This is a genomic window from Bacterioplanes sp. CLAM21 (assembly GCF_059641015.1).
The window spans coordinates 3,920,310-3,940,710 of sequence record NZ_CM184929.1; the positions used below are offsets into that span (position 1 = coordinate 3,920,310).

Consider the following 20,401-nt stretch of genomic DNA (forward strand, 5'->3'; position numbering starts at 1 on the left):
CTGGCAATGAACTATCTACATACCATGGTGCGAGTGAGTGATCTCGACGCCTCGCTGCATTTTTACTGTGATCTTTTAGGCCTTAAAGAAATACGCCGAAAAGACGTACCGGCCGGCCAATTTACCCTAGTATTTTTGGCCACTGAAACCGGTGCTCCGGAAATTGAGCTGACCTATAACTGGGATTGCAGCGAACACTATGGCGGTGGCCGCAACTTTGGTCATCTGGCCTATGAAGTCGACGATATTTACGCCCTGTGCCAAACCTTAATGGACGCTGGCGTGACCATTAACCGTCCACCGCGAGATGGTCGCATGGCCTTTGTGCGCAGCCCAGACAACATATCGATTGAGCTGCTGCAAAAAGGCGAGGCCTTGCCGGCACAAGAGCCCTGGGCGTCGATGACTAATAGCGGTGAGTGGTAAAGCAGCTCAATACTTGTTAGCTATCGATTTCATAAATCTAATCAACTTTTACTAACAAGTGAGCCATTCCATACTGGCGCCCATCATTTGGATGGAGGTAACCCATGCCCACGCTAAGCAAAGATGTTGCGATTATCGGTACCGGCACCGCCGGTCTGGCGGCCTATCGCGCCGCCCGCGAACACACAGATTCGGTCGTACTGATTGAAGCCGGACACTATGGCACCACCTGTGCGCGGGTAGGCTGTATGCCGAGTAAACTGCTGATTGCCGCAGCCGATGCCGCCCATGATGTTCGCCATAGCCATGCCTTTGGCGTCATCGCCGATGAACCCAAGATTGATGGCCAGGCGGTGATGCAGCGGGTCAAAAGTGAACGTGATCGCTTTGTGGGTTTTGTATTGGAGTCTGTCGACAGCATTGATGAGCAACACCGCTTGCGTGGCTACGCCCGCTTTATCGATGCTAACCGCTTGTTGGTAAAACGCGAGCACGATGAAGATGTGCACATCGACGCCAAGCGTATCGTTATCGCTACCGGCTCTCGCCCCACTTACCCTGGATTTTTCAACGCCGCCGAAGATCGCCTGATCGTTAATGACGATATCTTCGAGTGGGATGATTTACCGCGTTCGGTGGCAGTCTTCGGGCCTGGAGTCATTGGTTTGGAATTAGGCCAGGCGCTTAGCCGTTTGGGGGTAGAAGTGTCGATGTTTGGTGTCGGTGGCGCCTTGGGCCCTTTTACCGACCCCCAGGTACGCGACGCCGCTCACCAAGCCTTGGCAGAGGAGTTCCATTACTTTAATACCGATGCTCAAGTAGATAGTATCGAGCGCACGTCAGAGGGTGTGCGTATTCGTTATGATGGCGATCAGCAGATCAACGTCGATTACCTGATTGCCGCCACTGGCCGTCGACCTAATGTCGATCAGCTGGGGCTGGAAAACCTGGATTTGCCGTTGGATGAACGTGATGTTCCCATCGCCAACCCTTTCACCATGCAGATAGGACAAACGCCGATCTTTATTGCCGGCGATGCTTCCAACCAGATTCCATTGCTGCACGAGGCCGCCGATCAGGGCAAGATCGCCGGCGACAATGCCGGTCGTTCCTTAACCAACATGGACTATATACGCTCGGGTTTACGCCGCTCTGCGATAGGCGTGGTGTTCAGCGATCCTCAGTTGGCCACCATTGGCATGCGTTACAGCGAGGTCCGTCAGCGCTATCAGCGAGACTGTTATGCCATCGGCGAAGTGTCGTTCCACAACCAAGGGCGCTCACGGGTGATGCTGAAAAATCAGGGCTTACTGCGAGTGTACGCCGAGCAAGGTAGCGGACTGTTTTTGGGGGCGGAAATGGCCGGTCCGCGTGCCGAGCACCTGGCTCATTTGCTGGCCTGGGCTCATCAGCAGCGCATGACCATTCCACAAATGCTGGAAATGCCGTTTTATCACCCCGTCATCGAAGAAGGACTGCGTACCGCCTTACGCGACGTTAACGCCAATCTGCATTTAGGCAGTGCCTTGATGGACCGTTGCGCTGAATGTGGCGTTGGCTCTTAACTTAGGGCCTGTTCACACTATTTCGATCACGCTGTTATGAACTGAAAACCCCTCAATTAAGGCGCGAAGACTGATGTTTAAAGAGTTAAATGAAGGATGAGCAACACAGATTGAGGGATTTTCAGACATACCACGAAAAGACGGGCTCCCGGCAGCAAAGAGCTAAATAGCGTTACCAGGCCCTAGATTAAACGGCTGCGTTGATCGCGCAGCCGCCTATCCGCTCTACTAGACTGATGGCCACTTGGGTTCAACGGGAGTTCCTATCGTGACTAATCAATCTTCGCTGTTATTGTGTTGCTGGTTATCGCTGACATTGCTGGCCGGTTGCGGCTCAGGCAGTAGTAGCTCATCAGATGATGACGATGCCAGCACACCTGAAACACCCACTGAACCCGAACCCGAACCCGAACCCGAACCCGAACCCGAACCCGAACCCGAACCCGAACCCGAACCCGAACCCGAACCCGAACCCGAACCCGAACCAGAACCAGAACCAGAACCTGAGCCTGAGCCTGAGCCTGATACGCCGCAGGATATAACCAATGCGGTGTTTAACCAGCGCTCTGGTGACTGCGGAAACTATATCGGCCAGTTCACTTCTCAGGTAACCGACATTAACCGCAACCTTGCCTTTAGTGGCCAGGTGACCTTGACTGCCAGCACAAGCGAGTGCCAGTTCGTGGTGAATGAAATTCCCAATCACGATTTTCATGACGGTGATGCCCAGTTTGCCACCCCGGTCAGTGAGCAAAGTGGCAACTATCAGATAGCACGCCAGCCGCAAATGGCAGCCACGAGTACGGCATTAACCCTAGGGGTTACCAATGCCATTTTTCTTAATGGTGCCACCGTCGATCTGCTGGCTGCGGCTTGTTATGGCGTTGGCAATGAGCCGTTAGGGCAGGAAAAAATTGGTTGTGGCCCAGACCAAATCGATAACCCTTGGCGCTATGACCCCATGTCAGCACTAAACGGCTTTGGTACCGACAGCCATAACGCCCATTCTCAGCCCGATGGTACCTACCACTATCATGGCGATCCGCGCGCTCTCTATGCCCTCGACTGCAACAGCGTCAGCAGCGCTTCTGGCGTTATTGGTTTTGCTGCCGATGGCTTTCCGCTATACGGCCCCTGCATTAACGACAACGGCAGCTTGCGAGCAGCGCGTTCCAGTTATGTGCTGAAATCAGGCACTCGACAAGCCGTGTCAGATTATCAAACACCCGTTGCCGGCGTCGGCAGTGTGGCTAGCGACAGTTATGATGGCCAATTCCGCGGCGACTATCAGTACCAGGTTGGAGCGGGAGATTTAGATGAGTGCAATGGTATGACGGTGGATGGCCAGTACGGCTATTACGTCACCAATGGCTTTCCTTGGATTATGAATTGCTATCGCGGCGCGGTGCACGACAGTTTTGTCTCCAATCCAGGAACGGGAGCTGGGCCACGTTCTCGAGCGGCCCATTCCCACGACGGCCACCGACATTATTGAGAAGCGGGCTCGGCCTTCAACTGTTGATCGGATACCGCTAAACCATCGCGGCAGCGAATGCCGCGATTTTTACCATCCACCAAAATGCCCGCGGTGGCATTGCCGTTGGTGGGGCGCAACAACAAGTAACCGTTCACACAAAAACCTTCTTTGCCAGATTCTTTTGGCGATACTCGCGTTTCATAATCGGGTGCTAAGGTGAGCAACTGAAATTGGTCAATCACTGCGGCATCGGCCTTATCGGAATGCTGGATAAAACCATAATATTCCAACGCTAATACAGAGACGATCACACCGGCAAAAAAACCTACGCCTAACCATTTGCCTTTGTCGGTGTCTTGCTGCATTACCGGTTCGTTACTCATGAAGGGTCCTCGGATGAAAGATGGTCTTTGCCCCAGGCGGGCATTAATTGATGATCAATATTCAGTTGGTTCAAGATGCGCGCCACAACAAAGTCGATCAAATCACTCAGCTGTTGCGGCTGATGATAAAACCCTGGGCTGGCCGGCAGTATCACCGCACCCATGCGACTGAGGGTAAGCATGTTTTGCAAATGGATTTCCGAATACGGTGTTTCTCGTGGCACCAAAATCAGCTGGCGCCGCTCTTTTAATGCCACATCGGCAGCGCGTTCTATCAGATTATTACTGGCACCGGTAGCGATGGCCGATAAAGTGCCAGTGCTGCAAGGGCACACCACCACAGGACCGGGCTGCCCCGAGCCAGACGCCCACGGGGCCATCCAATCTTCGCGACCAAATACCCGCAACTGCGGCTCAGATGCCTGTAAATACTCACGCAATCGCTGGGCTTGAGCCTGAGGCTTAGCTGGCAAGGTTAACGGCGTTTCAGTGGCAAACACTAACTGTGCCGCTTTCGACACAATCACATCGACGCCCACATCAGCACTAATCAGCGCCTGCATCAAACGCAGGGCATATAACGAGCCAGAGGCACCGGTAATTGCAATGCAAACCCTCATTGTTTGTCCTCCCGCAGACGTAGCGCCTCGAGTAATCGCTGTGGCAGCCGATCAAAGCTGCCATTAGACATACACACCACCTGATCACCCGGCTGTAGCTGCATGACCAATTCATCCAGCAATTGCTGACTGCTGGAGTAACATGCCTGGCCATGCTGTTGTGCTAGCTCATTCAACGACCAGCTTAGCTCGGCTGGCTGCAACCAATGCACTTGATCTGCTGCCGCCACCGACTGCAGCAATGTTGCCTGGTGCACACCCAGCTTCATGGTGTTGGAGCGAGGTTCCAGCACGGCAATTAAACGCTGCCCCGGCAGCAAAGACGCCGCCATGCCTTCTAACGTGCTGGCGATGGCCGTCGGGTGATGAGCAAAATCATCCAGTACTTGTACGCCAGCCACCGTTCCCAACGACTGCAAGCGGCGTTTGACTGAACGAAACTGTTGCAGCGCTTCGGCCGCTTGTTCAACAGCTACGCCGACATGATGAGCGGCCAGGATCGCGGCCATGGCATTACTGACATTATGCAGCCCCTTTAATGACCAACGAATGCGTGCCACAGGCCTCGACTGATAACACACACTAAAGTCACTGCCATCGGCCTGGTGCAAGTGCCAATGCCAGTCCTGGGCATCGCCAAATGCCAATGAATCGGACCACACGCCTTGGGCTAATACCCGCTGCAAAGCCTCTTCATCGGCACGATAAATGACCTGGCCCGAGGCTGGAACAGTGCGAATGACATGATGAAACTGACGTTCAATGGCGGCCAGATCAGCAAAGATATCGGCGTGATCAAATTCCAGATTATTCAGCACCAGAGTGCGTGGTTGATAGTGCACAAACTTGGAGCGCTTATCGAAAAATGCGGTGTCATATTCATCGGCTTCGATGACAAAAAATGGCGTATCACCTAGACGGGCCGAACAGGAGAAATTCTCTGGCACACCACCAATCAAAAAGCCAGGCGCCATTCCAGCATGATCGAGAATCCAAGCCAGCATAGAGCTGGTGGTGGTTTTGCCATGGGTGCCAGCCACCGCCAACACCCAACGCCCAGGCAGCACATGTTGATTCAGCCACTGCGGCCCTGAGGTATAAGGAATGCCACGTTCCAGCACATATTCCACCGCCGGATTGCCGCGCGATAACGCATTACCGATGATAACTTGGTCAATATCCTCGGTTATATGCTCCGGTGACCAACCCTCAAACAGCTCAATACCAGCGGCTTGCAGCTGATCGCTCATCGGCGGATAAACGCCAGCATCGCTGCCGCTGACCTCGTGGCCGAGGCCTTTTGCCAACTGCGCCAGAGATCCCATAAAGGTGCCGCATACGCCAAGAATATGAATACGCATCAGCGCTTGCTCCGCCTGTGTCTGTCATTTGTAGCGCATAGTGTACTGGCTGGCGCTATTGCACCCAAGTTCCCATCGCATTGGCACTGAAATTTGCCAGCGCTTCAGGTAGACTGCGCGCACTTTTCGACCAACACCGGGAATCCGCATGCAACGCTTACGTACGTTTCTTCAACAGCACAGTGATCATCAGGCTTTGACCGATGTAATTGACGGCCTGATGGTGGCCTGCAAAGACATCGCTTATCGCATCCAGCTGGGTGCAGCGGCAGGTGTTCTGGGCAGTGCGGAGCAGGAAAACGTACAAGGCGAGTGCCAGAAAAAGCTCGACGTGATTTCCAACGATATTTTAAAAGACGTGCTGGCTGCTCAGCCTGCCGTCAAAGGTATGGCCAGCGAAGAAGAAGAGCTGCCAGTCGCAGCCAACCCAGATGGCAGCCTGTTGGTGCTGTTTGATCCATTAGATGGTTCCTCCAATATCGATGTGAACGTCACCGTTGGCACCATTTTCTCGATTTTGCCAGCCCGCGACGGTGATGACGCTAGCAGCGAAAACGCCTATCTGCAGCCAGGTAGTGCTCAGTTGGCTGCCGGTTATGTGCTCTACGGCCCGTCGACCATTCTGGTACTGACCCTGGGCAAAGGCGTGTACTCTTTTACCCTGGACCCACGTATTGGCGAATTTGTGCTGCAGCGTGAGCAAATCGCTATCCCAGTTGAAACCAAAGAATTCGCCATCAACATGTCCAACCAGCGTTTCTGGCTGGAGCCAATGCAAAACTATGTGGCCGACCTGCTGCAAGGCGAAGAAGGCCCATTAGGCAAGCGTTACAACATGCGCTGGATTGCTTCTATGGTGGCTGAGATACATCGCATCATGACCCGCGGCGGCTTGTTTATGTACCCCTACGACAACCGCGAACCGCACAAACCCGGCAAGCTGCGTTTGATGTACGAAGGCAATCCAATGAGCTTTTTGGTTCAGCAAGCAGGCGGCAAAGCGTCAACCGCCTTTACCGAGATTATGAATATTCAGCCACAAGGCATTCACGAGCGTGTTTCTGTGGTGATGGGCTCGGCGCAGGAAGTCGATAACGTTGAGCGTTATCACGGTTCCGAGGCGTAACAGCTTACCCGTTAAACAGGCAGCACTTTGTGCGCTGCCTGTTTCATTTTGGCATGCATCTCATGCCAGACATTTTCTGTATTCGTGTTTACACACCTGGGTCATCAACAACATCAACGGGTAACTCAACAATAACTCGGGTTCCTTGCTTGTCATTGTCTTCGATGCGCAACGTACCGCCGACAATCTGACTGATGTGATGACATATAGTCAGGCCTAAGCCCACGCCTTCAAAACGGCGGTTAAAAGACGAGCTGACCTGAGCGAACGCTTCAAACACACGCTCTTTCTGACTGTCATCAATACCAATGCCGGTATCTGTGACTTCCACCAATAAACGTTGATGATCCTCGCTGGGGATTAACGCCAGTCGCAATATCACCATGCCCTGCTCGGTGAATTTAATGGCATTGTCGACTAAATGCCGGACGGTTTGGCGCAACAGCGAGGGGTCTAAACGTAGCCAAAGATTGGCCAAATTAGGATCATAATCCACCACTAAAGACACGCCATTGCTGAGAGCACGCTGGCGAAACGTCATCAGTAGATTATCTAATAGTGGTGCCACCTGATGAGATTCTGGCCTCACGGTCAAACGATTTTTTTCAATATCGACCACTACCAGCACATCTTCAAGCAGCTGTGTCAGATGCGTCAGCGACTGCTCAGCCAAGCCTTTAAATTCGTTAAATTCTTCTTCACTGTTATCGGGACTCATTAGCTGCAACATGCCAACCGCACCATTTAATGGCGTACGCAGTTCATGACTCATCATCGCCAGAAATTCACTTTTTGCCCGACTGGCCGCCTGAGTTTTTTGTTGCTCGCTTAACAAACGTCGAGTAAAGGTTTGCTGATCTCGTCGGGCCTGCTCTAACGACTCCGCCAAGCGGTTGGCTGATTCTTGCAACTGACCAATTTCCGCACCGTGATCCACATCCATTCGCCCAGACACATTGCCAAGAGCCAGTTTGCCAATAAACCGTGTCACGTTCTCTAACGGCGGAATAATCCCCATGGCAGCGAAACGGCCAAAAATGGCGGCCAATAGCACCACTACAGCACCTGAAAACAGCGTTTGATACAAGGTCCGCATTTGTTGTTGACGAATAGCGTGATGTGACACACCTAACGTAATAATAGCCAGCGTTTCAATGCTGGAGGTTTGCTGCTCTAACTCCGAGAAATCCGACAGCGGCTCAACCACACGAGTCACTTCAAATTTATACCGAGCAATATCTACCGCATTGAGTTGCTCAAAATCATCACTCTGCTGCTCTAGCAACAACTCATCTTCTGGAGAGTGCATTTGCAATAAAACAAAAGCCGGCTGCGCCAAAATTTGCTTAACCAAAGGATTCAATAACGAATAATTGCCCGATATTAACGGATACTCAGCCGCAGCGATGAGGTTGGCCATTAAGATATCGGCTGTGCGAGCACTTTCGGCACTGACATCATTCCATCGCTGCCATAAATTGACTGCCGTCAGTAACACAACAGTGAGTAGTGCTGGTATCGCGCCAACCAAAGATATACGCCGCCGGATAGACCATTGGCGCATAGTCACTGCCGTGGTCTCGACAGCTGTTCAGCCAGTACATCGGCATCGGGTAGAACCATGTTCAATGAGCGCGCCACTTGTTGGTTATAGCGCACATGAAAATATGGATTGTAATCGGCATCAGGCCACTGCCCTTGCAGCCCTTGCTCAATAATTTCGGCACTGCGTTTAGCCATTTGCGGTAAATCACTGTATAGCGAGGCTAATGCGCCAGCTTTAATATAGGCATTTGAAGGTCCAATTAACGGCACATTTTGCCGATATGCTGTAATCAGAATATTTTTAATATTGGTCGCTGAATACAACTCAGTATCGTAAATACCCACCAAAGCTTCGCTGTCTTGCAATAAAGACACCAAAGCGTGGTTGAGGCTGTCATAGTCTTCGACAAAACGTACCGCCGTCAGGCCAATACCGTCAATCTGACCTTCCTCTGGTAATGCCAGCGGACTAAATTCAGCCCATTGCTTGGCGCTCTCCAGCAATACTCCTAAACGCTGCTCAGGACCAAGTAGCGCCCTTGCTAGGCGCAATTGTTTTTCCAGTGACGGTTCAATAAAAACCGCTGAGCGTATCTTTTTACGGTGTTCCAGGTATTGTTGCCGACTGACAAATGCCGCCACTAACGGCTTATTAAAGTCATCCGGTAGCGCAGCTAATGACGCCCCTCCCAATGCGACCACCACATCCGCGCGAGCCAAGTCTGCTCGCCGGGTAGTCATGGTAACCGTGTGCTCAGTGCCTTGTTGCAACTGTTCGGTAAAGGCCTCCACCGACTTTAACGGTCGGTTGGCGAACACCATAATATCTGCAGCCCAAGCTGGCATTGCCAGCCACATCAGGGCCATAGCAGCGATAGCACACCATCGCTGCTTGTGCATTGCATCCATGCGGTTGCCGTCTCGCTTTAAAAGTCCAGCCCAAGCTGGAGGTAATATTTTTCTCGCGTATTGTAACGCTGGTTAGCATAAATCAGCTGTGAGTCATCAATCATATGCTGCCAGAAGACACCAACATAGGGGCGATAACGCCCAATTTGCCACAACTTGCTAGCATTGACTTCGTAACGGCGATAACGACGGTTTTGTCTAAATCCGTCTCCATAAGCATCATGCCAAAAGTGAGACAAAGCCAGTTTCCAGTTTTCTGTCTGGTGAATCCAGCTCAGTACCACGCTATCCCTGGCACTTGACCTGAGCTCCACTTTCTTGAGGTTGGCCTTTTCTTTACTGCTCAGTTCCGTGGTATCACCTAGCGTAACGTCTGCATCCACATAAGCCGCCGCTAACCACAGCGTATCACGAGGAGTAAAGCGCCATATTGCCTGAAGATCAGCCCCCTGAACCCGCATTTTTGTGTCGGAACGAACACTGATGGTTTGCAAATTAATAGGGTCCGAAATCAACTGACTTTGTAAGTTACGATAAAGCTTGAGATCCAACTCCAAGCCGATATCAGCGAAATGCCCGTAATAGCCCAACTCCCAGCTAGTAATTTTTTCGTGATCCAGCTGCCTCGACTCAGGTGTTTGATTCATAAAGAAGGTAGCGGTATCCAAGCCCAGGTAATTGAGTTCAGTACTGTCTTTGACGACTAAATTAGTGGCCTCCAACGAGTAGACCGGCTCTTGCTCCAATAAATCAGGAGAGCGGACGGCCTGAGAGGCAACAAATCTGACACTGTGCTGCGGCGACAGCAAATAGTTTAATGCCGCCCGTGGAGATAGCACATTGTCATTGGCTTGCTCGTTTTCATAGGTCGCACCTAAGTTAAGCAATAGCCGTTTAAACATGCGCCATTCAACGTTAGCGAATAAACGATAGGTGTCGTTTTTGGCATAACCGTCAAAATAGGTTTCGGAGTCCGCCTGATCGCGACGAAGGTTAATCCCCGTCACGCTGCGCAAACTATCCGACCACACAAAGGTGTCTTGCCACTCCACATCATAGCGCTGTTCGACCATATCCCAATTAATATCGCCACAGCTCTCTTCCCTAAGATTGGATAAGTCCGACGGATTTGAGGGGTCTATTGCACGCTGCAACACTCCGACAACTTGCTGCACGTCATTATCTGACACCTCAAAACCGGCCAGTTCAGTGATGACCTCAGCATCGGCGTTGCCGCTCAGCAGCATGCCCAATAGCTGCTCATTACCCGATAAAAACACCGATACCCAGCTGGGATTGGTTTGATAAAGGCCAAACAAGGCTGGATCAAAGGTAATGGTAGGACTGCAAACAGGCGAGCCGACCAAACGCTCATTGTGGTGCCAGTACGCCTGTAAATATGACGAGTGGTTAGCGCTATGCTCAAACTGCAATTTGCCCCACAAGTACTGCTGATCGGTATCTTGGTCTAATGGTTCCAACCAAGCTTCGTCCCCATTGCGGCGAATATCCGTATGGCCACGCTTCAGCGACGCTTGTAAATTGAGCTGCACCCAGGGCTGCAGCTGCTGATGATAATAGCCATTGATAAACTGATGGCGTTTAGAATCGCGAAAATTGTCGCCACTCAGATCTCTTTCTTCTTCATCGTCAAATTCGCCGTCACCATCAAAACCATCATCGCCGTTCACACTGGCGCTGATTCGATAACTACTCAAGCCAGAAACACCGGCAATACTGGCGAAACCATCACGAGTCGTTTGATTACCGACCCGGTAACGCAGCCGAGTTCCGGTACTATCGGCCGGGTGACGGGTAATGATATTGATCACACCCAAAAATGCGTTGGCGCCATAGGTAGCCGAGTTGGGCCCGCGAGTGATTTCGATACGCTGTATATCCTCAAGGGCGACCGCCAAATCATCCCAAGTGACGGCCGCGATACCAGGTCGGATCACCGAGCGACCGTCGACCAAAACCTGCATGCGTCGGGTCAAATTTGGGTTGCCAGCATGATAAGTAACCGATGGGTTATTCTCGTTGTCACCGTGACCCAAAAACATACCAGGGACAAATCGCATAAGCTCCGGCACGGTTCGTACTCCCCAAGCAGCAATCTGCTCCGCCTCTATCACAGTCACACTGGCTGGCACATCAGCCCTGGCCTGACGCAGCCTTGAGGCAGTCAGCACGACCGGCAGCTCCGATTCCAGTGCAAAGGGGGTTTCTAAGTTAAAATCATCGGCCATTAGATCATCGTCCAATGGCACCGCTACTGCCTGTACAGCACAAGCGCTCAGTAGCAGAGAAGTCCAAGTTTTCATGATAAAAAAGTCATCGATTAGTTATCGCTTTGTCAGTCTAGGAACAAATCCCAATGAGGTAAACCTGCGAATATCCTGACCTTCCTGGCTATTTGCTCAATGCCTGACACAGCCATGCCTTACGGCTATAATCGCCGACCTCTAATTATCAACCCAGTGGACCACCAAGATGAGCTACAACTCAATCCCTGCAGGCAAAGATCTTCCTAACGATGTATACGTCGTGATTGAAATCCCTGCCAACCACTCACCGATCAAATACGAAATCGACAAAGACATGGATTGTTTGCTGGTTGATCGCTTTATGGCAACGCCAATGTTCTATCCAGCGAACTATGGCTACATTCCAAATACACTGGCCGACGACGGCGACCCATTAGATGTGCTGGTAGTAACGCCTTACCCAGTACAGCCAGGTTCGGTGATCCGTGCTCGCGCAGTCGGCGTACTGAACATGGAAGACGAAGCCGGTGAAGACGCTAAATTGGTGGCAGTGCCACACGAAAAACTGACCCAGCTGTACAACGACGTGCAAGATGTCGACGATCTGCCGCAACTGCTGCGCGATCAGATCACCCATTTCTTTGAAAACTACAAAGATCTGGAAAAAGGCAAATGGGTGAAGGTGAAGGGTTGGGACAACGCTGAAGCCGCCCGCAATATGATTACTGCCTCCGCTGAAGCCTACCAAGGCTAACGGCTGGTGCAGAAAATAAAAAGGAGCCGTTTGGCTCCTTTTTTGTATCGACAGTGTATTACGCTGGATTTAGCTTTTTCCAGACAGCTGAGCTCTGAGTTCGACTAGCTCTTGCTCGGCCTTGGCAGCGCGCTGTTCGGCTTCAACTTGAGCCGAGACATCTTTTTGCACGCCAATGTAGTACGTCAGTTTATCGTCCTGGTTGTACACCGGGGAGATACTCAGCTCATTCCAAAATAAACTGCCATCTTTGCGATAATTGCGCAGTACCACCCGGCTAGAGCGACCTAATTCAATCGCTTCACGGATCGCATCCAAACCGTCTTGTGCCCTATCACCCGCCTGCAGAAAACGGCAATCCTGATACAAAATCTCATCGGCGGTGTAGCCCGTCAGCCGCTCAAAGGCGCGATTGACGTAGATCAGGATATTATCATCGCCTTCCTGCTCAGCAATCACAATGCCGTCATTAGAGGCATCAACCGCTTTTTTTAACAATTCCAGACTGATCGGTCCGCCGTGTTCCAGGTCAGTGACCATGCCATGTCTCCAATGTCAGTGACCGCGTAACCATACTATAGGCAGTAGGCATAAAGAAAGATGCAAGCTAAACCGCTCACTGAGCGTCGTCAGTCAGCAGAATTTTTACATTGTGTATAACTGCTTATAGAATGCTGTATCACAAAATTGTGCAGTAAGAGCCCGCCATGAGCAATCAGCGACAAGAGCCACAGGCCGCGTATTACCCCATCCGCGTTGTCTCTAACGAGACCGGGGTCAATGCCATCACCCTACGTGCCTGGGAACGTCGCTATGGACTTATTACGCCCAAACGCACCGCCAAAGGCCATCGCCTGTACAGCGAAGACGACATCCGTCTGATCAAACAGGTGGTCACTCTGCTGAATCGCGGCATTCCTATTTCACAAGCCCGTGCCATGCTAGACCATGAACCCAATGCCGGTGATGTCAGCCTTAGCAGCCAAGCACAACCGTCGCAATGGCATCAATACCGCGAGCAACTCAGCAACGCCGTACAAGCCTTCGACGATCAAGCCCTAGGCAGCATTTTTGACGAAGTGAGCCAGTTTTTTCCCATCGATATTGCTCTGCGCTTCTTACTCATTCCGATTTATAACCAGCTGCGCGAAGATGTGACCCAGTCACTGGGACATGCGCGATTGCGTTTTTACAGCGGTTTTTTACATGCGCGGTTAGCATGGCGATTGTCAGAACAAACCCAACGCCCCCACAGTGCCAGCATTTTGGTGGCCAGTAGCCGCCAGCAAGACAGCATAGAGCTGTTACTCACCGCCATATTGCTGAAACAACTAGGGCTGCGCTGTATCTGGATGCACGGCATGCTGAGTGCAAAGCAGATTACAGAATGCTTAGTCGAGATGGACTGGCAAGCCGCTCTGCTGCAACTGCCAGACGCTGCCGATGATCATCAATTGGATACCGTTCAAGACATCATTCTCGAATCTGGCCGGCCAGTTTTTATCAGCACAGCAGCCAAAGAGATGCATGAAGCATTACGCCAACGCGGGGCTATTGCCTTGCAAGATGACATACAACAAGCCGCACTTAATATTCGCGATTTATTGGCAGACCCTAGCGCATGAGTAATGAACAACAATTATTGCTACGCCATTCACTTTGGCAGCAGCCCAATACTCAAATGCTGTGCGGTCATCAAAGCCTAGATCCGGAGTTCGCAGCCGTATTACGCCAACATCAAGTGTCGGTATTAAGTTGGGATCTCAGCACCCAACAGAGCTTTCAAAACCAACACATTGATTGCCAACATGGCGTACCCGATCCACAGGCTCTGACAGCCGACACCATCCTATTGATGTGGCCCAAATCAAAAGCATTGGCGTTAGCATTGCTGGACTGTATTGCCGCCATGCCAAACAGTGCCCAACAGGTATTGGCCGTGGCCGCCAATGATGCCGGTGGTAAAAGCATTGGTAGTGCCGCACAAAAGGCTGGTCAAAGTGCAGAAAAAATAGACAGCGCCCGACGCTGCAGCCTGTGGCGCATTCAGCTGACAGCACGACCCGCATTTAACTGGTTAAAGTACGCAGGCTCCTTTAGCGTCGAACAGCAGAGCTTTATGGCTTTGCCCGGTGTATTCAGTTTTGACCGCCTCGATCAGGGAACAGCCGTATTACTGGAACATTTACCGGCTCCCGCCAGTGGTCGCTTACTGGATTTAGGCTGTGGCGCAGGTGTAATTGGCCTGACGTTCAAAGCCCGCAGCCCAGAGTTGCAAGTCACTCTAAGCGATATTGACGCCCTGGCACTGCGTAGCTCTGAGTTAAACAGCCTACGTCAGCAACTCCAGGTACAAGTGATAGCCAGCAATGGTCTACAGCAACTGCAGGAGCGCTATGACTACATTATTAGTAATCCTCCGTTTCACCAAGGCAAGTCAACCGACTATCAGTTTGCTGAGCGACTGTTTGCCGATGCCAAACAACACCTGACCCTGGACGGACAGCTGTGGATCATCGCTAACCGCCATTTGCCTTACGAAGACTGGGCACAGCAGCATTTTGCCAGGGTCGAGATCATGGTGCAGAGCAATGGCTTTAAGCTGCTGCTGGCCAGCCAGCAATAACGCTCGTCATTGGTGGCTGTGGCTATGGCTGACCCTCAGCCCTGCAGCCAACGCACAAATCTATTCTGCCGACGAGTTTTCGCCTTTTTTGCCAGAAACCTTGCTCGATATGCTGCAGCTGCTGCCGGGGGTTAGCATCAGCGGCGACAGCGATGCTCGCCGCATTCAAGTGTCTGGTACCCCATCAGGCCAAAGCCGATTACTCATTGATGGTGTCGCCCTCACCGACCGTGATGGCTCCGGCCAGAGCATTGCCGCCAGCATACCTGCCGCTGCCGTAGCCAGCATTCAGCTCGATGGTAACGACCTCGATCCACTCGGACTTGGCAGCGCCATTATTCGCGTGCAACTGCATAATACCGATAGCAGCTCACCTGGTGGCGAACTGCAGACGCGCCTAACCGGCAGTAAGGATGGGACAGCAGCACTGCGCTGGAGCACGAGACGGCAACAACTTCAATTAATGCACAGCAGCTCACGCTTCGAAGATCGACAAAGTCTGTTTAGCAGCCATCAACGCTGGCAAATAGACAGCGCTGATCTCAATGCCCGCTGGCTGTGGATCAGCGCCAAACAGCAAACCAGCAGCGATGAAACACTGACCAGTGATGTGGGCCGACTGCAGCTACGCAGCCAACAAACGCTAACCGGCTTAACCCTTAATAATCGCGTAACTCTCAGCGCTTTTGATCAAGAGTTAACCTCAGACCAGCAGCACACCCGGCAATGGCAATGGCTGGGGACTCTAGCCAGCACTCAGGGTGAACATCGCTGGCAACTGCAAGGAGAATGGCAACGAGAACATCGTCGCCATAAAAACAATCAACAACGCTTTCAACTGCGTGACGACCGCTTTGGACTGACCCTAACTGACCGCTGGCAACTCAGCAGAGACCTTCATTTGACCCTGGGCTATCGCATGCAAAGCAGCCAGCAACAGCTCAGACGCACACAAATAGAGTCACTATCAGACAGCAACAGCAACACCCAGTGGCTGCCGTTTGTAAGATTAAAATACCAATACGACAACGCCAATCGGATTGACTGGCACCTAGGGCAATACAACCAAGCACCCACCGCGGAGCAACGACTGTCCGCCACCGACAACGTCTTACCCAACCCCCAGCTGCAGCCAGAAATTCTTAATCGTATGCAACTCAGCTGGCACCATTCATCGTCGTCCAATCATCAGTGGCAGCTACGCTGGCTGCGCCAGACCTGGCACGACAGCTTGGTAGCTCAACCTCTCGACAATGAGCAATTGCAGTTAGAAAACAGCGATGAAGTACAGCAGTTGCAAGGTTATGAATGGCACTGGCAGGGGCGCCACTATGTGTGGCAACAGCCCTGGCAGCTAAATAGCAGCTTAGGGGTTTATCGCTGGCGCGGCCGTCAAAGCCGATTGCAACCAGGAACCGATACCAGTGACTTTGCTCAGGCAAAAGTCGCTTTAGTACACATAGCCTCAGCCAAGCTGCGCTGGGCACTTGATTGGCAATGGCAAAGCCGCAGCCAGGACCACAGTTCTTTGCTGCCCGATGCCATAGCACCAGCAGGATACCGCTCAGCGATTAACATTAGCTGGCTGCCCATTGCGCAATGGCATATTAATGCGCGCTTAGGCTATCACCGCCCTGGACTGATGGCCCAAACCTACAATACCGTTGGCCAGTGGGACTGGCATGCAGGCGTGCGCTATCGCTGGTAGTGTTGGCTTAGCTAAAAAAGGGGGATAAAACGGTAGCGAGAAACGGCTGTCAGTAATGACCGCCATCGGCCATATATATGCGCGAGAACCCACCAGTTCTGGGATGAATTCAGTCTCAGCCTCTACTTAGAAGTGATCAAACTCTGTGCTTCGCTGCAGCTGCTCCGCACGCTGCTAGTCTGAAAGAGACGCTTCATGAGGACGTTGCCATGCTGTCACTGACCACCATGTTGTTCGCTGTTGTTATCAGCGCCAGTATCTATGCCTACCTGCAACACCAGAGCTTGATTGCACGTCAGCCAATTAAGCTACAGCGCGATGCAAAGCGACGACCTCGCGACGACTGATCAATAACACCGCCAGCAGTAAGATCATCAGAGGAATGGTGGTGAGCAGCAAACCATGCCAACCCAGCTGCAACACCACTGCACCTGACGCCATGGCAGAGAGAGCTTGGCAGCCAAACACCATAAAGTCGTTAAGCCCCTGTACCCGAGTGGCCTCTTGCGGTCTATAGCATCGCGGCAACAAGGCGGTGGCCGAAACAAACAAGAGGTTCCAGCCCAATCCCAACAGCACCAAACCAACCCAGTAATGCAGCAGCGTCTGATCCCACCAGGCAATCACCAAGCACAGCAACACAACCAGCAATCCAGCCAGGATCATATTCCAGTAGCCCAAACGCTGAACCAGCCAACCCGACAATAGCGACGGTAAAAACATCGCCGTGATGTGACTTTGAATCACCCATTTAGCATCACTAAGCGGCATGCCTTGTACTTTGGTCATGCTGAGCGGCGTGGCGGTCATAACGTAGGACATCACGGCGTAACCGCCGGCCGCCGCACTGATTGCCAGCCATAAAGCAGGCTGCCGCAATAGCTCAGCCCAACCTCGCCCAATTGCAGAAGCGTTGTCATGCCCAGCAGCCACTGCCGGTACAAACCTGAACAGAATCGCGCTGGCTAACAAATACAGCAGCATCACCACTGCAAACGATGCCGTGAAACCATAATCAGGCCACCAGTCCGCCAAGCGTGATAATTCAGGCCCGAGCCAGGCTGAAAGCAAGCCTGCCAGTAGCAACCTTGCCGCGACCTGAGCCTGTTTATCGGCAGATACCACCGCCATGGCAACAAAGCGATATTGCTGCACCACCGCCGTCACCACGCCGATGCCCGTTGCTGCCAGAACTAGCCCCCAAAACGAAGAATGCTGCAGCGACAGCATCGCCACCAGCGCCGATACGGCGCCCAGCAATGAAGCCGATGCAAACAGAATGCGACGCCCGAAGCGCTGCGCCAACGCCGCAGCGGGCAGCACTGCCAAAGCAGTACCAATGATGGCGGCCGCCACCGGTAAGGTCGCAAGCCGGCTGTCAGTGTGCAGACTGCTGCCCAGCACACCACCAATAAGCACCATTAACGTCAGGGCACTGAGATTCAGCGCTTGTGCTGCCATCAGCGCCCAGACAAGTGCTGGCATTAGGGCATATTGCGCGAGTAGAAAATTTCCAGCATTTCTTTGCGCAGCTTACGCTCGACTTCGGTGCGCTGCTCTGGCGTCAGGCTTTTTACGCCTTCACCAAACAGATAATTGTCGAGTTCAAACTCTTTTAACAGCATTTTGGTGTGAAAGGTATTTTCTTGATACACGTTCACGTCAATCATCTGATAAGCATTTTGCGTATCGTCGGTCAGATAGTTCTGAATAGAGTTAATATCATGATCGATATAATGCTTCACACCATCGACATCACGAGTAAATCCACGCACTCGATAATCCATGACCACGATGTCGGACTCAAAACTATGAATCAGGTAATTCAACGCTCGCAATGGAGAAATTAAGCCGCAAGTTGATACGTCAATATCGGCACGAAAGGTACTAATACCAGCGTAAGGATGGCTTTCCGGATAGGTGTGTACGGTCACGTGGCTTTTATCCAAGTGCCCTACCACCGAATCCTTTAAAGGACCTGGCTTTTCTTCGGTAAATTCTTCACTCGGCGGCATTTCATGCTCAGCAATCAGCATGGTGACACTGGCCCCTTCGGGCTCGTAATCCTGACGCGCGATGTTAAGAATATTCGCACCAATAATATCGACAACATTGGTCAGAATCTTAGTCAGCCGTTCAGCGTTATACAGCTCATCGATATAAGCAATATATTCCTGACGCTCTTTTTCCGTCTGGGTATAGCAGATGTCATAAATATTAAAACTGAGCGATTTCGTCAGGTTATTAAAGCCGTGCAAACGCAGCTGATCATTCACGCGCGAGTCCTCCCCCAAGCGAGGTTATTGTTCATCAACTATCTCAAAGCTATGGCGGATGTTAACGCCGCCCTGCTCCAACATGATCGAAGCCGAGCAATACTTCTCGGCCGATAAGGCTACCGCTCGTTCAACGGCGGCAGATTTTAGCCCCTTACCTGTCACAACAAAGTGAATATGAATATCGGTAAACACACTGGGCACAGCGTCGGCACGCTGAGCCTCAATTTGTGCCTGACAATCCGTTACCGCTTGTCGTTGTTTGGTCAGGATGCTCATGACATCAAAACTGGTGCAGCCGCCCAAGCCAAGCAGCAACATTTCCATCGGTCGCACACCCATATTGCGACCGCCGTGATCTTCAGGGCCATCCATCACCACACTGTGGCCACTGCCAGACTCACCAAGAAACATGGCGTTATCAACCCACTTGATTGTTGCTTTCATTGAACACCGTCTCAGTTTTGAAAGGTGCGGAGGGTACCACAGGCTGTCGCCTCTGGAGTAGCATTACGCAGCCGTTGATAGCGCTGTTACCGTGCATTCGGTCGGCAACTTTATCAGTGGCTGCTATAGTCCTAATAAAAATCGGGCCCGCTAGCTGCGGCTTAGCAGCTTGGGGCAGAGTGAAATAATCAACGTTTGGACCTGTCTATGAGTCTTCCATTGCTGCCTGACAAACATGAGCCACTGCAGGATTTCCTGGCTCAGTGTCACAAACGCCGCTACCCAGCCCGCAGCACCCTGATCTATGCCGGAGAAGAAAGCGACACCCTGTATTATTTGTTAAAAGGCTCTGTCACCGTCATCATCGAAGATGAAGATGGCCGTGAAATGATCATGGCCTACCTCAACGAAGGCGACTTCTTTGGTGAGATGGGACTGTTTGATGACGCCCAGCAGGCGCGCACCGCCTGGGTCAAAGCCAAAACCGAGTGTGAAGTGGCCGAAATCAGTTACGCCAAGTTCCGTGAACTGGTCGAAGAAGATACTCAGCTGATGTTTCGTTTGTTCCGCCAAATGGCTAACCGACTCAGCCGTACGACTCGCAAAGTAGGTGATTTGGCCTTTTTAGATGTTACCGGCCGCGTAGCTCGCACCCTGCTCGACCTAAGTCGCGAGCCCGACGCCATGACCCATCCAGACGGTATGCAAATCAAGATTACCCGCCAGGAAATTGGCCGCATTGTTGGCTGCTCTCGCGAAATGGTGGGTCGAGTATTAAAAGATCTGGAAGAGCAAGGACTGGTTTCTGTCAAAGGCAAAACCATGGTGGTTTTTGGCACTCGCCCAACGATGTCGGCCACCAAACCACGTTAAAAGCAGCTAGACTTCATAGTAACCCTAATGCCGGAGCT

At 52.0% G+C, this 20,401-nt stretch carries 19 protein-coding genes; 9 read left to right on the plus strand and 10 right to left on the minus strand.

All coding sequences use genetic code 11. The features are described 5' to 3' along the window. The first annotated feature begins 6 nt into the window (after positions 1 to 6). The 3 genes from AC55FS_RS17955 (at position 7) to AC55FS_RS17965 (ending at position 3,486) form a co-directional block, all read left to right on the plus strand. Positions 7 to 426 carry a VOC family protein gene (locus AC55FS_RS17955; protein ID WP_496933667.1) on the plus strand — a complete coding sequence of 140 codons (420 nt, stop codon included), beginning with the start codon at positions 7 to 9 and terminating at the stop codon, positions 424 to 426. 104 nt (positions 427 to 530) lie between these two features. Beyond that, complete coding sequence (locus tag AC55FS_RS17960) at positions 531 to 1,991, plus strand: dihydrolipoyl dehydrogenase (protein WP_496933668.1); 1,461 nt, start codon at positions 531 to 533, stop codon at positions 1,989 to 1,991. Between the two features lie 268 nt (positions 1,992 to 2,259). Next, entirely contained in the window at positions 2,260 to 3,486 is a 1,227-nt protein-coding gene (locus AC55FS_RS17965; protein WP_496933669.1) for a YHYH protein, read from the plus strand. Here the strand turns inward: AC55FS_RS17965 and AC55FS_RS17970 are convergent. The 3 genes from AC55FS_RS17970 to mpl are packed head-to-tail and all read right to left on the minus strand — an operon-like array spanning position 3,480 to position 5,832. After that, entirely contained in the window at positions 3,480 to 3,851 is a 372-nt protein-coding gene (locus tag AC55FS_RS17970; protein WP_496933670.1) for a PA3694 family proteiin, read from the minus strand. The genes AC55FS_RS17965 and AC55FS_RS17970 overlap by 7 nt on opposite strands. Then, positions 3,848 to 4,471, minus strand: coding sequence for a flavin prenyltransferase UbiX (locus AC55FS_RS17975; RefSeq protein ID WP_496933671.1), 624 nt, complete (start codon positions 4,469 to 4,471; stop codon positions 3,848 to 3,850). The genes AC55FS_RS17970 and AC55FS_RS17975 overlap by 4 nt, the downstream gene beginning before the upstream one ends. Then, positions 4,468 to 5,832, minus strand: a complete 1,365-nt coding sequence (mpl, locus tag AC55FS_RS17980) for a UDP-N-acetylmuramate:L-alanyl-gamma-D-glutamyl-meso-diaminopimelate ligase (RefSeq protein WP_496933672.1) — start codon at positions 5,830 to 5,832, stop codon at positions 4,468 to 4,470. The genes AC55FS_RS17975 and mpl overlap by 4 nt, the downstream gene beginning before the upstream one ends. 148 nt (positions 5,833 to 5,980) lie before the next feature. Between mpl and AC55FS_RS17985 the strand changes: the two genes are divergently transcribed. Next, a complete protein-coding gene (locus AC55FS_RS17985) occupies positions 5,981 to 6,958 on the plus strand; it encodes a class 1 fructose-bisphosphatase (protein ID WP_496933673.1) in 978 nt (325 codons plus the stop codon). 88 nt (positions 6,959 to 7,046) lie between these two features. Here the strand turns inward: AC55FS_RS17985 and AC55FS_RS17990 are convergent, their stop codons facing one another. The 3 genes from AC55FS_RS17990 to AC55FS_RS18000 are packed head-to-tail and all read right to left on the minus strand — an operon-like array spanning position 7,047 to position 11,736. Next, on the minus strand, positions 7,047 to 8,522 hold the full coding sequence (locus AC55FS_RS17990; RefSeq protein ID WP_496933674.1) for a HAMP domain-containing sensor histidine kinase: 1,476 nt from the start codon (positions 8,520 to 8,522) through the stop codon (positions 7,047 to 7,049). 2 nt (positions 8,523 to 8,524) lie between these two features. Next, positions 8,525 to 9,412 (minus strand): ABC transporter substrate-binding protein, encoded by an 888-nt coding sequence (locus AC55FS_RS17995; protein WP_496933675.1) that lies wholly within the window; start codon positions 9,410 to 9,412, stop codon positions 8,525 to 8,527. A 17-nt stretch (positions 9,413 to 9,429) separates the two neighbouring features. Then, the gene (locus AC55FS_RS18000) at positions 9,430 to 11,736 is read right to left on the minus strand and encodes a TonB-dependent receptor plug domain-containing protein (protein WP_496933676.1); all 2,307 of its coding nucleotides are present in this window, start codon (positions 11,734 to 11,736) and stop codon (positions 9,430 to 9,432) included. A gap of 169 nt (positions 11,737 to 11,905) precedes the next feature. On the opposite strand from AC55FS_RS18000, the gene ppa reads away from it, so the two are divergent. Further along, a complete protein-coding gene (gene ppa, locus AC55FS_RS18005) occupies positions 11,906 to 12,433 on the plus strand; it encodes an inorganic diphosphatase (RefSeq protein WP_496933677.1) in 528 nt (175 codons plus the stop codon). Between the two features lie 69 nt (positions 12,434 to 12,502). Here ppa and AC55FS_RS18010 read toward each other — a convergent pair whose 3' ends face one another. Further along, positions 12,503 to 12,973, minus strand: a complete 471-nt coding sequence (locus AC55FS_RS18010; protein WP_496933678.1) for a PAS domain-containing protein — start codon at positions 12,971 to 12,973, stop codon at positions 12,503 to 12,505. 167 nt (positions 12,974 to 13,140) lie between these two features. Between AC55FS_RS18010 and AC55FS_RS18015 the strand changes: the two genes are divergently transcribed. Genes AC55FS_RS18015 through AC55FS_RS18025 form a run of 3 tightly spaced genes read left to right on the plus strand, consistent with a single transcriptional unit; the run spans position 13,141 to position 16,767 of the window. Then, on the plus strand, positions 13,141 to 14,058 hold the full coding sequence (locus AC55FS_RS18015; RefSeq protein ID WP_496933679.1) for a MerR family transcriptional regulator: 918 nt from the start codon (positions 13,141 to 13,143) through the stop codon (positions 14,056 to 14,058). Next, positions 14,055 to 15,059: a class I SAM-dependent methyltransferase gene (locus tag AC55FS_RS18020; RefSeq protein ID WP_496933680.1), complete on the plus strand. Its 1,005-nt coding sequence runs from the start codon at positions 14,055 to 14,057 to the stop codon at positions 15,057 to 15,059. The genes AC55FS_RS18015 and AC55FS_RS18020 overlap by 4 nt, the downstream gene beginning before the upstream one ends. Continuing rightward, positions 15,025 to 16,767, plus strand: coding sequence for a TonB-dependent receptor domain-containing protein (locus AC55FS_RS18025; RefSeq protein ID WP_496933681.1), 1,743 nt, complete (start codon positions 15,025 to 15,027; stop codon positions 16,765 to 16,767). The genes AC55FS_RS18020 and AC55FS_RS18025 overlap by 35 nt, the downstream gene beginning before the upstream one ends. A 303-nt stretch (positions 16,768 to 17,070) precedes the next feature. Here the strand turns inward: AC55FS_RS18025 and AC55FS_RS18030 are convergent, their stop codons facing one another. Genes AC55FS_RS18030 through AC55FS_RS18040 form a run of 3 tightly spaced genes read right to left on the minus strand, consistent with a single transcriptional unit; the run spans position 17,071 to position 19,490 of the window. Then, positions 17,071 to 18,252, minus strand: a complete 1,182-nt coding sequence (locus AC55FS_RS18030; protein ID WP_496933682.1) for an MFS transporter — start codon at positions 18,250 to 18,252, stop codon at positions 17,071 to 17,073. Then, a complete protein-coding gene (gene speD, locus AC55FS_RS18035; RefSeq protein ID WP_496933683.1) occupies positions 18,252 to 19,043 on the minus strand; it encodes an adenosylmethionine decarboxylase in 792 nt (263 codons plus the stop codon). The genes AC55FS_RS18030 and speD overlap by 1 nt, the downstream gene beginning before the upstream one ends. Before the next feature lie 24 nt (positions 19,044 to 19,067). Beyond that, entirely contained in the window at positions 19,068 to 19,490 is a 423-nt protein-coding gene (locus AC55FS_RS18040) for an OsmC family protein (RefSeq protein WP_496933684.1), read from the minus strand. 207 nt (positions 19,491 to 19,697) lie between these two features. Between AC55FS_RS18040 and crp the strand changes: the two genes are divergently transcribed. Next, positions 19,698 to 20,363, plus strand: a complete 666-nt coding sequence (gene crp / locus AC55FS_RS18045; RefSeq protein WP_496933685.1) for a cAMP-activated global transcriptional regulator CRP — start codon at positions 19,698 to 19,700, stop codon at positions 20,361 to 20,363. The last annotated feature ends 38 nt before the right edge of the window (positions 20,364 to 20,401 follow it).

What these genes read in the sequence shown, in the direction of transcription:
- AC55FS_RS17955 (WP_496933667.1), top strand. Translation starts at nt 7, where the DNA reads ATGAACTATCTACATACCATGGTGCGAGTGAGTGATCTCGACGCCTCG.
- AC55FS_RS17960 (WP_496933668.1), top strand. Translation starts at nt 531, where the DNA reads ATGCCCACGCTAAGCAAAGATGTTGCGATTATCGGTACCGGCACCGCC.
- AC55FS_RS17970 (WP_496933670.1), bottom strand. Translation starts at nt 3,851, where the DNA reads ATGAGTAACGAACCGGTAATGCAGCAAGACACCGACAAAGGCAAATGG.
- AC55FS_RS17975 (WP_496933671.1), bottom strand. Translation starts at nt 4,471, where the DNA reads ATGAGGGTTTGCATTGCAATTACCGGTGCCTCTGGCTCGTTATATGCC.
- mpl (WP_496933672.1), bottom strand. Translation starts at nt 5,832, where the DNA reads ATGCGTATTCATATTCTTGGCGTATGCGGCACCTTTATGGGATCTCTG.
- AC55FS_RS17985 (WP_496933673.1), top strand. Translation starts at nt 5,981, where the DNA reads ATGCAACGCTTACGTACGTTTCTTCAACAGCACAGTGATCATCAGGCT.
- AC55FS_RS17990 (WP_496933674.1), bottom strand. Translation starts at nt 8,522, where the DNA reads ATGCGCCAATGGTCTATCCGGCGGCGTATATCTTTGGTTGGCGCGATA.
- AC55FS_RS17995 (WP_496933675.1), bottom strand. Translation starts at nt 9,412, where the DNA reads ATGGATGCAATGCACAAGCAGCGATGGTGTGCTATCGCTGCTATGGCC.
- AC55FS_RS18000 (WP_496933676.1), bottom strand. Translation starts at nt 11,736, where the DNA reads ATGAAAACTTGGACTTCTCTGCTACTGAGCGCTTGTGCTGTACAGGCA.
- ppa (WP_496933677.1), top strand. Translation starts at nt 11,906, where the DNA reads ATGAGCTACAACTCAATCCCTGCAGGCAAAGATCTTCCTAACGATGTA.
- AC55FS_RS18010 (WP_496933678.1), bottom strand. Translation starts at nt 12,973, where the DNA reads ATGGTCACTGACCTGGAACACGGCGGACCGATCAGTCTGGAATTGTTA.
- AC55FS_RS18015 (WP_496933679.1), top strand. Translation starts at nt 13,141, where the DNA reads ATGAGCAATCAGCGACAAGAGCCACAGGCCGCGTATTACCCCATCCGC.
- AC55FS_RS18020 (WP_496933680.1), top strand. Translation starts at nt 14,055, where the DNA reads ATGAGTAATGAACAACAATTATTGCTACGCCATTCACTTTGGCAGCAG.
- AC55FS_RS18025 (WP_496933681.1), top strand. Translation starts at nt 15,025, where the DNA reads ATGGCTTTAAGCTGCTGCTGGCCAGCCAGCAATAACGCTCGTCATTGG.
- AC55FS_RS18030 (WP_496933682.1), bottom strand. Translation starts at nt 18,252, where the DNA reads ATGCCAGCACTTGTCTGGGCGCTGATGGCAGCACAAGCGCTGAATCTC.
- AC55FS_RS18040 (WP_496933684.1), bottom strand. Translation starts at nt 19,490, where the DNA reads ATGAAAGCAACAATCAAGTGGGTTGATAACGCCATGTTTCTTGGTGAG.
- crp (WP_496933685.1), top strand. Translation starts at nt 19,698, where the DNA reads ATGAGTCTTCCATTGCTGCCTGACAAACATGAGCCACTGCAGGATTTC.